At 71.2% G+C, this 11,638-nt stretch carries 15 protein-coding genes; 5 read left to right on the forward strand and 10 right to left on the reverse strand.

The genetic code is table 11. From position 1 onward, the window contains the following. The first annotated feature begins 1 nt into the window (after position 1). The 5 genes from ABS52_16275 (at position 2) to ABS52_16295 (ending at position 4,669) form a co-directional block, all read left to right on the forward strand. A complete protein-coding gene (locus ABS52_16275) occupies positions 2-646 on the forward strand; it encodes a hypothetical protein (GenBank protein ID ODT01714.1) in 645 nt (214 codons plus the stop codon). After that, positions 643-1,599, forward strand: a complete 957-nt coding sequence (locus tag ABS52_16280) for an ABC transporter (GenBank protein ODT01715.1) — start codon at positions 643-645, stop codon at positions 1,597-1,599. The genes ABS52_16275 and ABS52_16280 overlap by 4 nt, the downstream gene beginning before the upstream one ends. Beyond that, the gene (locus tag ABS52_16285; GenBank protein ID ODT01716.1) at positions 1,596-2,333 is read left to right on the forward strand and encodes a hypothetical protein; all 738 of its coding nucleotides are present in this window, start codon (positions 1,596-1,598) and stop codon (positions 2,331-2,333) included. Before ABS52_16280 ends, ABS52_16285 begins: the two co-directional genes overlap by 4 nt. Before the next feature lie 64 nt (positions 2,334-2,397). Then, on the forward strand, positions 2,398-3,555 hold the full coding sequence (locus ABS52_16290; protein ODT01717.1) for a hypothetical protein: 1,158 nt from the start codon (positions 2,398-2,400) through the stop codon (positions 3,553-3,555). A gap of 4 nt (positions 3,556-3,559) precedes the next feature. Continuing rightward, entirely contained in the window at positions 3,560-4,669 is a 1,110-nt protein-coding gene (locus ABS52_16295) for a tRNA 2-thiouridine(34) synthase MnmA (GenBank protein ID ODT01718.1), read from the forward strand. 33 nt (positions 4,670-4,702) lie between these two features. Here the strand turns inward: ABS52_16295 and ABS52_16300 are convergent, their stop codons facing one another. From ABS52_16300 to ABS52_16345, 10 genes are all read right to left on the reverse strand, one after another. Beyond that, the gene (locus ABS52_16300) at positions 4,703-5,845 is read right to left on the reverse strand and encodes a hypothetical protein (GenBank protein ODT01719.1); all 1,143 of its coding nucleotides are present in this window, start codon (positions 5,843-5,845) and stop codon (positions 4,703-4,705) included. Between the two features lie 17 nt (positions 5,846-5,862). Beyond that, on the reverse strand, positions 5,863-6,426 hold the full coding sequence (locus tag ABS52_16305; protein ID ODT01720.1) for a nucleotide exchange factor GrpE: 564 nt from the start codon (positions 6,424-6,426) through the stop codon (positions 5,863-5,865). A gap of 218 nt (positions 6,427-6,644) precedes the next feature. Beyond that, positions 6,645-7,898, reverse strand: a complete 1,254-nt coding sequence (locus ABS52_16310; protein ODT01721.1) for a hypothetical protein — start codon at positions 7,896-7,898, stop codon at positions 6,645-6,647. Positions 7,899-7,910: 12 nt separating this feature from the next. Then, complete coding sequence (locus ABS52_16315) at positions 7,911-8,660, reverse strand: hypothetical protein (GenBank protein ODT01722.1); 750 nt, start codon at positions 8,658-8,660, stop codon at positions 7,911-7,913. A gap of 25 nt (positions 8,661-8,685) precedes the next feature. Continuing rightward, on the reverse strand, positions 8,686-9,363 hold the full coding sequence (locus ABS52_16320; protein ID ODT01723.1) for a gliding-motility protein MglA: 678 nt from the start codon (positions 9,361-9,363) through the stop codon (positions 8,686-8,688). Positions 9,364-9,387: 24 nt separating this feature from the next. Beyond that, positions 9,388-9,876 (reverse strand): hypothetical protein, encoded by a 489-nt coding sequence (locus ABS52_16325; GenBank protein ODT01724.1) that lies wholly within the window; start codon positions 9,874-9,876, stop codon positions 9,388-9,390. 20 nt (positions 9,877-9,896) lie between these two features. Next, complete coding sequence (locus ABS52_16330) at positions 9,897-10,163, reverse strand: hypothetical protein (GenBank protein ID ODT01725.1); 267 nt, start codon at positions 10,161-10,163, stop codon at positions 9,897-9,899. Position 10,164: 1 nt separating this feature from the next. Next, complete coding sequence (locus tag ABS52_16335) at positions 10,165-10,761, reverse strand: recombination protein RecR (protein ID ODT01726.1); 597 nt, start codon at positions 10,759-10,761, stop codon at positions 10,165-10,167. Further along, entirely contained in the window at positions 10,758-11,075 is a 318-nt protein-coding gene (locus ABS52_16340) for a nucleoid-associated protein, YbaB/EbfC family (GenBank protein ID ODT01727.1), read from the reverse strand. The genes ABS52_16335 and ABS52_16340 overlap by 4 nt, the downstream gene beginning before the upstream one ends. 73 nt (positions 11,076-11,148) lie before the next feature. Continuing rightward, the gene (locus tag ABS52_16345; protein ODT01728.1) at positions 11,149-11,619 is read right to left on the reverse strand and encodes a hypothetical protein; all 471 of its coding nucleotides are present in this window, start codon (positions 11,617-11,619) and stop codon (positions 11,149-11,151) included. Positions 11,620-11,638 lie beyond the last annotated feature (19 nt).

Here is an 11,638-nt window from a genome sequence, read left to right on the forward strand (position 1 = left end):
CATGGCCGGTGACGGCGCGCTGCACGACATCAGCATCCTCCTCCGCCCCGGGACCCCGGAGTGGCCGGGCGACACCCCCTTCGACTGTCGCTGGACCTGTCGTATCGCGGACGGGGCCAGCGTGAACCTCTCCTCGACCCAGGGGAGCCCGCACGTGGGGACGCACGCCGACGCGCCCCTCCACGTGCGCGACGGGTGGCCGGCGTCCGACACCCTCCCCCTGCATCCCTTCGTTGGGGAGTGCGTGGTGGCCGACGTGCGCGGGCTCGCGGGGCGCCTCGAGCTGCACCACCTCGCCCTCGCTGGCAGCGGGCGGGTGGAACGCCTGCTGCTCCATACGGGGCGATCGATCGCCGAGGGGGTCTTTCCCGACGCATGGCCGGTACTCTCGCCGGCGTGCGCCGATGCGCTCCTCGGGATGGGGCTCGCGCTCCTCGCGGTGGACTGCCCCTCCGTCGACGAGCGGGAGAGCAAGGTGCTCGACATCCACCAGCGGCTCTTTGCGGGGGGGGCGTTCGTGGTGGAGAACCTCGACCTGCGCGGCGTTCCCGCGGGGCGCCACGGGCTCCTCGCGCTCCCGCTTCGCGTCGCCGGGCTCGACGCGGCGCCGGTGCGCGCCGTCCTTCGCCTGCGTTCGCGCGCATGACCGCTCCCGCGATCAGGGTGGACGGCCTCGTGCGCGACTTCCCCAAGGTACGCGCCCTGGACCACCTCACCTTCGAGGTTCCCGCCGGGACCGTCTTCGGCTTCCTCGGTCCCAACGGTGCGGGAAAGACGACCGTCATCCGTGTCCTCCTCGGTCTCGTGGATCCCACGGCCGGGCGAACCGAGGTCTTCGGCCGCGACCCGCGCACGGAAGGCGACCAGGTGCGCCAGCAGGCCGGCGCCCTCCTGGAGCACAACGGGGTATACGAGCGGCTGACGGCGCTGCAGAACCTCGACTTCTACGCGCGCGCCTGGCACATGCCCCGGACCGACCGCGCCGAACGCATTCGCGAGCTGCTTTCCCAGTTTGGCCTGTGGGAACGGCGCGACGAGTCGGTCGGGACGTGGAGCCGAGGGATGAAGCAGAAGCTCGCCGTGGCCCGAGCGGTGCTGCACCGCCCCAGGCTGGTCTTCCTTGACGAGCCGACGGCGGGGCTCGACCCGGTGGCGAGCGCCTCGCTGCGCGACGACCTGGCGCGGCTCGCGCAGGAAGAAGGCGTGACGATCTTCCTCACCACGCACAACCTGGGGGAGGCCGAGCGCCTCTGTTCCCTCGTCGGGGTGATACGCCGCGGCCGGCTGCTCGACTTCGGCCCCCCCGCGGCCCTGCGCGCCGCGCGAGGGGCCCCGCTCGTGCGCGTGGCCGGGCGCGGGCTCTCCGACGGCGTTCTCGACGGGCTGGCACGGCTCACCGGCGTGGCCGGCGTGCGACGCGCCAACGACGAGATCCTCTTGCAGCTGTCCCCGGGGGCCGACATCGCCGTGATCGTCGCCTGGCTCGTGGGCGCGGGGGTCGCCGTCGAGGAGGTGCGGCGCGACCGCGCATCGTTCGAGGACGTCTTCCTCGAGCTCGTGGCCGGCGAGACCGCCGTCCCCCCGGAGCACGCGCCATGATCCGTGACGTCTGGACCGTGGCCCGCAAGGAGTGGCTCGAGATCTTCGACCAGCTGCTCCGGTTCAAGCGCGGCGGCTGGTCGATCATCATCGTCATCCTGTTCCTCGGCGTCGTCTCCCCGTTGCAGCTGGGCACCACCTGGCTCACGTCGCCGCTGATGTTCTTCTACTGGCCGATCCTCACGACCAGCATGACCTCGACGCTCATCGCCGACTCGATTGCCGGCGAGCGCGAACGCCACACGCTCGAGACACTCCTGGCCTCGCGGCTGAGCGACACCGCGATCATCCTCGGCAAGATCGTCGCGGCGGTGATGTACGGCTTCGCCTTCGCCTGCGTGAACCTCCTGATCGGGTGGGCGGCGGTGAACCTGAAGCACGGCCAGGGCGAACTCCTCACCATCCCCGCCTACCGGCTGACTTCGCTCCTCTCGCTCATCCTCGGCGGCTCGCTCTTCATCTCCGGGATCGGCGTCTTCGTCTCGCTCCGGGCCGCCACCGTGCGACAGGCCCAGCAGACGTTCGGAATCATCATCCTGCTCGTGATGATGTCGCCGGTGCTCTTCTCGCAGTTCATCTCGCCCGAGCGGCAAGCCAGCATCCTGGCCCGGGTAACCGAGCTGGGGCTGGAGACCATCGCGCTCCGCGCCGCCATGGTGCTCGGGGCGATCGCCGTGGTGCTCAACGCGGCGGCCATCGGGCGCTTCAAGCGGGGGACGGTGGCGCTGGATTGACTCCGGAGACGGGAGACGGGAGTCGGGAGACGGGAGGGCGAAAAGGCGATATCTTTCGTCCACTATGCGGACCCCCGTCTACCTCGACCATGCGGCCACCACCCCAGTGCGCCCCGAAGTGCTGGATGCGATGCTCCCCTTCCTGGGTGCGCGCTTCGGCAATCCCTCGAGCGCCCACCGCTGGGGGCGCGAGGCGCGCGCCTCGCTGGAGGAGGCGCGCGAGCGCGTCGCCGCGCTGCTGGGGGCGCATGGGGACGAGATCTGCTTCACCTCCGGCGGGACCGAGGGGGACAACCTGGCGATCCTGGGGACGTGGCGGGCGCTGCGTGCGACGCGGCGTGCCATCGTCTCCACCCCCATCGAGCACAAGGCGGTGCTCGCCGCCGTGCACGAGGTGGGGCGCGAGGGGGGCGAAGAGCGCATCGCGCCGGTGGATGGGCGCGGGATCGTCGACGCGGGCCGCTTCGGCGCCCTCGTCGATGGCGACGTCGCGCTCTGCAGCGTGATGTGGGTCAACAACGAGATCGGCGTCGTACAGGACGTCGGCGCGCTCGCGGCCACGGCCAAGGCGCGGGGAGCGATGTTCCACACCGACGCCGTGCAGGCGCTGGGCAAGGTGGCGATCGACGCGCGCGCGGTCCCCTTCGACACGCTCACCGTGTCGGGTCACAAGATCGGCGCGCCGAAGGGGATCGGGGCCATGTTCATCCGTCGCGGCACCCCGCTGCAGTCGCTGGTCTTCGGGGGGGCGCAGGAGCGGGGGCGCCGCCCGGGAACGGAGAACGTGGCGATGGCGGTCGGCTTCGCGCGCGCCGCCGAGCTGGCCATCGCCGAGCGCGAGGAGGAATGCCGCCGGCTCGAGGCGCTGCGCGATCGGCTCGAGGGAGAGCTCATGGCACGCATCCCCGATGCCCGGGTGCACGGGCGCGGCGCGCCGCGCGCCCCGCACATCCTCAACCTGTCCGTCCCGGGCACCGACAGCGAGTCGCTCCTGATGGCGCTCGACCTGCAAGGGGTGGCGTGCTCGTCGGGGTCGGCGTGCCAGAGCGGGAGCGTGGAGCCGTCGCACGTCCTCTCCGCGTTGGGCGTGCGTCCCGATCTCGGCGCGTCGGCGATCCGCATGTCGCTCGGGGTCCTGACCACCGAGGACGGGATCGCCCGCGTGGCCGAGCTCTTTCCCGCCCTCATCGAGAAGGCCCGCCGCCTGGGCGGGGAGGCGTGAGCGCATGAGCCTCGCCGCAGGCCCCCGGGTGCTGGTCGCGATGTCCGGCGGTGTCGACTCGTCCGTCGCCGCGGCGCTGCTGCACGCCCAGGGGTACGAGGTGGTTGGGGCGACGATGAAGCTCTTCTGCTACGGCGAGGAGGTCCCCGACCGCCCCTGCTGTTCGCTCGACTCCATCAACGACGCACGGCGGATCTGCGAGTCGTTGGGGGTCCCGCACTACGTGCTCAACCTGGAGAGCGCCTTCGGGCAGGACGTGGTGGACAACTTCGTGCAGGAGTACGCGGCCGGGCGCACGCCGATTCCATGCGTCCGCTGCAACACGTTCACCAAGTTCCGCGACCTCCTGCGCAAGGCCGACGCCATCGGCGCGGACTTCATCGCCACGGGACACTACGCCCGCGTGATCGATGGCGCCCTGCACCGGGGGCTCGACCCCGCCAAGGACCAGGCGTACTTCCTGTGGGGGATCGACCGGGCGGTCGTCTCCCGCATGCTCCTGCCGGTGGGGCACCAGACCAAGGCGGAGACGCGGGCGGTGGCGCGGTCGTTGGGGCTGACGGTGGCCGACAAGGTGGAGTCGCAGGACATCTGCTTCGTCCCCGACGGGGACCACACCAAGATCATCCGCCAGCGCCTCGGCGACGACACCCCGGCCCTGGCGCGCGGGCCGGTCGTCCTGGCCGATGGCACGGTGGTGGGCGAGCACGACGGCTACGCGCGCTTCACCATCGGACAGCGGCGCGGCCTCCCCGGGGGATTCGCCGAGCCGATGTTCGTCGTCGCCATCCACCCGGCGTCACGTGCGGTGGTGATCGGCCCGCGCGAGGCGTTGCTCGGGCGCGGCGTCGTCGCGCGCGAGGTGAACTGGCTGGCCGCCCCCCCGCCGGTCGGTGCACCGCTGCAGGTGCAAGTGCGTCACCGCGCCCCGGCGGCGCAGGCCGAAGTGCTCCGCCTGCAGGGGGACGAGATCGAACTGGCCCTCGCCGAGCCGGTGGCGGCGATCACGCCGGGCCAGTCGCTCGTGATGTACGATGGGACGCGCGTGCTCGGCGGGGGCTTCATCGAGCGCGCGGCCGGTGCGCGGGCGATGCTCCCCGTGCAGGCCGCGTAGCCGCACGCCCGGCGTGCCGCCCCCGCGTCTCCCCTAGAACTTCAATCCCCCGGCCTCCGCGAACTCGCGCAGCAGCCGTTCCTGCTCCTCCGTCAGCTTCTCGGGGACGACGATGCTGGTCTCGACGATGAGGTCGCCGGTGTCGCCTTCCTTGGCGATCCCCTGGCCGCGGATGCGGAAGCGCTTCCCGCTCGGGGTCCCGGGCGGGATCCGGATCGACACCTTCTTCCCGTCGAGGGTACGGACCGAGATCTTCGTGCCTAACGTGGCCTGGGCGATGTTGAGCGGGACGGTGGCCAGCAGGTCGAGCCCTTCGCGCTTGTAGAAGCGGTCTTCCTTCACCTGCAGGGTGATGACCAGGTCGCCCGGCGGGCCGCCGTGGATGCCGCGCCCTCCCTGCCCCTTCAGCCGGATCCTGGTCCCGGTGTCGGAGCCGGGAGGGACGGTGATCAGGACCTTCTTCCTGGTCCTGACCTCGCCCGAGCCGTTGCACGCCGGGCAGCGCTCGCTCGGCACCTGGCCGCGCCCCATGCACATCGGGCACGGGCGGTTGACGGCGAAGCCCCCCTGCCCGAAGGAGATCGTCCCGCGTCCGCTGCACTCGGGGCACGTCCGGACCGTCGCGCCCGGGGCAGCGCCCGATCCATTGCAGCTGGAGCACTCCTCGTTGACCTCGAGCTCGATCGGGACCTTGCCGCCGGCGGCCGCCGTGCGAAACGGGACCTCGAGCGTCGACTCGATGGACTGCCCCTGCTCGGCGCCACGCGCTCGCCCCCGCCCCGCCCCGGCCCCGCCGAAGATGCTCCCGAACAGGTCGCCCAGCCCGCCCAGCCCGCCGACGTCGAAGTCCTGGAATCGGACGTCGGCCCCGGCCCCCCCAGGCGCCCCCCCCGCTCCCGGACGGGGCCCGGCGCCGGGACGCGCGCGCGGCCCTCCCGGAAAACCGCCGAAGGCGCCCAGCCGGCGCATCTCGTCGTACTGCTTCCGCTTCTCGGCGTCGCCGACCACCTGGTAGGCCTCGGAGATCTCCTTGAAGCGGTCGGCCGCCTTCGGATCGTTGGGGTTCGCGTCCGGGTGATACTTCTTGGCCAGGCGGCGGTACTGCTTCTTGATGTCCTCCGCCGACGCCGTCGACGAGACCCCCAGCACCGCGTAGTAGTCCTTGGGATTGGCCATGCGTGCCTAACGGCGACTCACGCGTTCCACTGCTTCACGACCACGCGCGCCGGGCGGAGGAGCTGCCCGCGGAAGAGGTACCCCAGCTGGAACACCTGGGCCACGAGATGGTCCTCGTCGGCGCTGGCCGCCGGCGTCGTCGAGATGGCCTCGTGCACGGCAGGGTCGAAGGGGTGATCCATCGGGTTCACCAGTTCCAGCCCGTGCCCCGCCAACGACTTGAACAGCTTCCGCTCCACCATCGCCACCCCCTCCACCACGGTGCGCGACTCGGTCGTGGCCGGGTCCACCTGCGCGAAGCGCGCCAGGTCGTCGAGCACCTCCAGCAGCCCGGCAACCATGTCGGCCTGGGCGCGCCACCCCGCCTCCTGCCGCTCCCGGACGGTGCGCTTGCGGTAGTTGTCGTACTCCGCCGCCAGGCGCAGGTACTTGTCGCGCTGCTCCTCGAGCTGGCGCTGCCAGTCCTCGCCCGCTGCCCCCGTGGCCGAGGCCTCCGTGCCCGTGGGCGCAACGCCTGGGGTCCCCGTCTCCGTCCCCTCCGGCGGGGTGGTGGAGTGCTGCGATCCGTGTGGTTGGTCCATATGGCTGACGCCTACTGGATGCTGGCGGAAAGGTTTCGTGGGCGCCGGCGCCATTCACCCCGGCGCACGCGCCACGCGACGCTGAAATCTCGACTGCGCGCCTGAGCTGGGCAACGCCCATACCCGGGGAGACGGCCAGAACGGCAGGGGGGTGGGTGCGGGCCCGGCGTGCCCCGTGCGGGTCCGTGCGCTCGCCTGGGAGCCCGTGCGCGGCGACGTTACGCGGGAGCGAGGGCGCGCCGGATCATGTCGAGGGCAGCCTGCGTCGCACGGAACCGCACCTCGGCGCGGTCGCCGATCAAGCGGCCACCAAACGTCCGCACCTCGCCCTCGATGTCGACGGCGACGAAGACCAGGCCAACCGGCTTCTCGTCCGTCCCCCCGTCCGGCCCCGCAACCCCGGTGATGCCGACGCCGATCCCGACGCCGAGGCGCGCGCGGACGCCGGCAGCCATCTCGCGCGCCACCTCCTCGCTCACGGCGCCGTGGGTGGCGAGGGTAGCGGCATCGACCCCCAGCTGCTCGCGCTTGACGGCGTCGTGGTAGCTGATGACCCCGCCCACGAAGGTGTCGCTCGAACCGGGGATGGCCGTGATGCGAGCCCCCAGGAGCCCGCCGGTGCAGCTCTCGGCCACCGCCAGCCGCAAGCCGCGGGCGCGACAGGCGGCCAGCACGACCTCCGCCAGGTCGGTCGACCCCTCGGCGTAGGCGTACCTGCCGACCCGCCCGGCGAGGAGCACCGCGCCGGCCGCCAGGCGCGCGTCGGCCTCGTCCGGCGGAGCGCCGGCGATCGTCAGCCGCAAGTCCACGCCTTCCTGCCCCGGAAGGTAGGCGAGCGACATCGCGTCGACCCCGCCCGCGGCGTCGCCCAGGAGCGAGGGGAGCTGCGACTCGGCCACCCCGGTGGTGCGCACCGTGCGGCTCCGGACCACGTGCGATACCGCCCCCAGGCGCGACCGGACGAGCGAGCGCAGCTCGTCGTTGAAGATGCCCCGCATCTCGCGCGGGACGCCGGGGAGCATCGCGACCCAGCGGCCGCGCTCGTCCTCGAGGAAGATCCCCGGGGCGGTCCCGTGGTTGTTGCCAAGCACGCGGGCCCCGGCGGGGATCATGACCTGCTTCCGGTTCGATTCGGGGAGCTCGCCCGGGCGCCCGCGCTCGCGCCAGAGTTGGCGCAGGCGTTCCCACTGCGCGGCGTCGAACACCAGCTCTCGCCCGAACAGCCCGGCGATGGTGGGGCAGGTGAGGTCGTCGGCCGTGGGGCCGAGTCCCCCGGTGGTGATGAGGGCACCGGTGCGATCGAGCGCGTCGCGCACGGCGTCGGCGATCCGGGTCGCGTCGTCGCCGACGCTGGCCCGGCGCGTGACGCGCACCCCGTCAGCCGCAAGCTCGCGCGCCAGCCAGGCGCCGTTGGTGTCGATCGTCAGGCCGAGCAGGAGCTCGTCGCCGACGGCCAGGATCTCGATGTTCACGGGCGCGGGAGGCTACGGCGTGACGCCGCGCGCCCGGCCGGGGCGCAGGACGAGGCTGCCGTAGCGCTGCAGGTAGAGCCAGAGCGAATAGAGCGTGAGGGCCACGGCCCCGACCATCGACAGCGTACCGACGATCCCGTTGAACATGGCGAAGGCGCTCCACGCCGTCCCCGACCACCGGTGCTCCACCGCCGCCGCCGAGGCGAAGTACCAGAAGAACGCCGCGCCGACCCAGATCCACTGGAAGGTGGTCTTCCACTTGGCGGGACCGATGGCCGAGATGATGATGCCGCGCTGCGCCGCGAACTGGCGGAAGAGCGTCATGAAGAGCTCGCGCCCGAGGACGACGGCGATGATCCAGAAGGGGAGGCCGATGAGCCCCACCGGCGTGACGAACGGATAGGCCACCCGTGCCCCGGTCGGTCCGGCGAGGACGGGGCCGATCGTGGAGCCGCCGGCCCAGGCGTCGGGCTGCGGAAGCGAGGCCCAGAGCGAGGCGTCGCGCGTGAGCCAGTACATCGGGACGAGCGTCGCCAGGAGCAACATCTTGTCGGCGAGCGGATCCAGCAGCTTGCCGAGATTCGTGACGAGGTTCCGGTCGCGCGCCAGCTTGCCGTCGAAGTAGTCGGTGACCGCCGCGACGATGAACAGGACCCAGGCCGTCAGGCGCAGCTCCCACCCCGCGCTGGTCACCAGGGCGGCGATGAGCGGGGTGGCGGCGATGCGGGCGGCGGTGATCGCGTTCGGAAGGTTCAGCGGCACGGCTCGGGAGCGCGCCACACGCGCGCTACGACAGGGCTTTGAGGACGAGCTTCGAGACTGCCTTCAAGGTATCGAAGACGCCGTCGCCCGTCACGGCCACCGCCTCGAAATACGGGGCCCGCTCCACCCATTCGCCGGTCGGCAGCTGCTCCACCAGGTTCTCGCCGGCGTGCCACGTGTCCGGGGTCAGGCGCTGGCGCGCCGGTTCCGTCACTTCCCACCCGGGGTTCAGCGCGTCCTGCAGCTCCGCCAGCGACGCGGCGTTGGGGAGGTCGCGCTTGTTGTACTGCACGATGAACGGCATGCGCGTGAGGTCGTAACCGTACTCCGCCATGTTGTCGTACAGGTTCTGCATCGACTCCTGGTTCGCCTCCATGCGGTCCACTTGCGAGTCGGCGACGAAGACGATCCCGTCCACCCCCTTCAGGATGAGCTTGCGCGAGGCGTTGTAGTACACCTGCCCCGGCACCGTGTAGAGATGGAAGCGCGTCTTGAAGCCCCGGATGGTACCAAGGTCGACCGGGAGGAAGTCGAAGAAGAGCGTCCGCTCGCTCTCCGTCGCCAGCGAGATGAGCTTCCCGCGCGTGTCGGGCGACACCTTCTTGTAGACGTGCTCGAGGTTGGTCGTCTTGCCCCCCAGCCCCGGGCCATAGTACACGATCTTGCAGTTGATCTCGCGCGAGGCGTAGTTGATCATCGACATGGACGTCCCTCCGGGTCTCGCACGTTACTGGAAGAGACGGTCGATCTCATCATCGACGTCGGCAAGGAGCGGGGCCCGCGGGGCGCCTCCGGTGACCGAGCGCTGCAGCGAGCGCTCCACGAGACGCCCGACGTCATCGACGATCGCGCGCATCTTGAGGCGCACCAGGCCCAGCGTGGTGCGGTTGTCGAACAGCGCCACCAGGATCACACGGCGCGCGACGTCCGCCAGCAGCATCGATTCCTTCTCCCCCTGATGGAACAGCGTGTTGAAGTCGCTCTCCCCGATCAGGCGGGCCAGCTGGTCGTTGGCCGAGAAGTCGGCCGCCGTCAGCGTGGCGAAGGCGGTGACGTCGAACGCGGGGCGATCGCCCGCGAACGTCACCAGCTGCCCGCTCCGGTCCACCAGCAGCGCACAGCGGGCGTTGCTGTCGAACAGGAAGCGCTGCAGCACCTGCGTCAGCGCGGTGAAGTCTTCCTCGGTGAACGACCAGCTCGAGGCTCCGATCGGCATGCGTCTCCGGGCGGCGGGGGTCAGGCGATCGCGCGCTCGACGCGACGCAGCAGCCGTCGCGCCCGGCGGCGCAGCTCCGGCCGCGATTCCCACGCCAGGTACTCGCGCAGGAGCGTCACGGTCTGCTCATCGGGCCGGGTCCGCAGGTAGCCGAGCGCCGCCAGGCGACGCACGGGGTTGCGGCTGAAGAGGCTCTGCCGGTCAGCGTGCTGCTGCCGGCTCCACAGGGCGAAGCCGGCCACGAACCCGCCGAGCACGCCCAACGACAACATCGATCCTTTCCGCATCTCACACCATCTCCCGTCGGGCCGACAACGCCTGCGCGATGGTGATGCCATCGGCGTACTCGAGGTCGCCCCCGATCGGGAGCCCGCGGGCAATTCGGGTCACGCGCACGGCGTGCGGCGCCAGTACCTGGTGCAGGTACAGCGCCGTCGCCTCGCCTTCAACACTGGGATTCGTCGCCACGATCACTTCCTTCACGGCTCCGCCGGCTACCCGGCGCTCGAGAGCAGTCACGGTGAGATCCTCGGGTCCCACCCCATCCAGCGGGGAGATGCGCCCTCCCAGGACGTGATAGCGCCCCCGGAACTCGCCGGCCCGTTCGATCGCGCCGATATCCGCCGCTTCTTCGACGGCGCAGATCACCCCGGCGTCACGCCTCGGATCGCGACAAATGCCACATTCGGGGTCCTCGGTCAGGTTGTAGCACGTCGGGCACGGGTGGACCCGCTCCGCAAGCGTCTCGAGCGCATGCGCCAGCCGGACGCTTCGCTCCCGCGGCTGCTTGAGGAGGTGGTACGTGAGCCGCAGCGCCGTCTTGCGCCCGATCCCGGGGAGCTTGGAGAGTTCGGCGGCCAGGTCGTCGATGGCCGACACCGTCAGAATGGGAGCTTGAACGGGAGGTTCATCCCCCCGGTGAGCTTCCCCATCTCCTCCTGCGCCAGCTCGTTCGCCTTCTTCTGCGCCTCGGCGACGGCCACCACGATCAGGTCTTCCAGCATCTCGACGTCGGCCGGGTTCACGATCGCCGCCTCGAGCTTGACCTTGCGGATCGCCCCCTTCCCGTCGGCTTCCACCGTGACCATTCCACCCCCTGCCGTCCCGGTCACCGAACGCTGCGCCAGCTCCTCCTGCATCTGCTGCATCCTCGACTGCACCTGCTGCGCCTGCTGGAGGATCTTGAAGATGTCGGCCATGTCCCTGAAGTTATTGTGATTCCGTAAGATAGGCGACTGCTCCAATCCCGGCCACGGACCTGCGTCCCCGTCGTCAGTCGACGAGGTCCAGGTCGAGCTCGTCGATGGCCGCCGACAGGACCGGATCGCGCTTCCGAAGCGCCTGCAGCGTCTCGGACCGGATGGATTCGGCCGTCATGCGGCGGGGGCCGTTGTCCTTGGCCGACTCGGGCGGGAGGAGCTGAACCCGCGACAATCCGCCGATGTGCTGAGCGAGCGCGGTGGTCAGCTCCCGTGCCTTGACCGCAAGATTCTCGAACGCCCCCATCTCCTCGACCTGGAGCGAGACGACGCCCGACGAAGCGACCGCGGTCGGGATGGTGCGTTCGAGGAGCGTCCCGACGATCGGGCGCTCCCGGCGTACGGCCGCGACGATGTCGTCCCACTGCTCCACCAGGGCGTTGATCTCCAGCGCGGCGGGAACGGCAGCCGACGCGCCCGTCGGGGTCCCAGCCGTCGCCGCGCGGCGCGCCGCACCGGCGGGCGACGCGCCGCGCTCGGCCACGGCTGCGGGAGCGGCGGTG

Source organism: Gemmatimonadetes bacterium SCN 70-22, from assembly GCA_001724275.1.
GTDB lineage: Bacteria > Gemmatimonadota > Gemmatimonadetes > Gemmatimonadales > Gemmatimonadaceae > SCN-70-22.

Coding starts and splice junctions, on each gene's coding strand:
- ABS52_16275 (ODT01714.1), top strand. CDS start 2: ATGGCCGGTGACGGCGCGCTGCACGACATCAGCATCCTCCTCCGCCCC.
- ABS52_16280 (ODT01715.1), top strand. CDS start 643: ATGACCGCTCCCGCGATCAGGGTGGACGGCCTCGTGCGCGACTTCCCC.
- ABS52_16285 (ODT01716.1), top strand. CDS start 1,596: ATGATCCGTGACGTCTGGACCGTGGCCCGCAAGGAGTGGCTCGAGATC.
- ABS52_16290 (ODT01717.1), top strand. CDS start 2,398: ATGCGGACCCCCGTCTACCTCGACCATGCGGCCACCACCCCAGTGCGC.
- ABS52_16295 (ODT01718.1), top strand. CDS start 3,560: ATGAGCCTCGCCGCAGGCCCCCGGGTGCTGGTCGCGATGTCCGGCGGT.
- ABS52_16300 (ODT01719.1), bottom strand. CDS start 5,845: ATGGCCAATCCCAAGGACTACTACGCGGTGCTGGGGGTCTCGTCGACG.
- ABS52_16305 (ODT01720.1), bottom strand. CDS start 6,426: ATGGACCAACCACACGGATCGCAGCACTCCACCACCCCGCCGGAGGGG.
- ABS52_16320 (ODT01723.1), bottom strand. CDS start 9,363: ATGTCGATGATCAACTACGCCTCGCGCGAGATCAACTGCAAGATCGTG.
- ABS52_16325 (ODT01724.1), bottom strand. CDS start 9,876: ATGCCGATCGGAGCCTCGAGCTGGTCGTTCACCGAGGAAGACTTCACC.
- ABS52_16330 (ODT01725.1), bottom strand. CDS start 10,163: ATGCGGAAAGGATCGATGTTGTCGTTGGGCGTGCTCGGCGGGTTCGTG.
- ABS52_16340 (ODT01727.1), bottom strand. CDS start 11,075: ATGGCCGACATCTTCAAGATCCTCCAGCAGGCGCAGCAGGTGCAGTCG.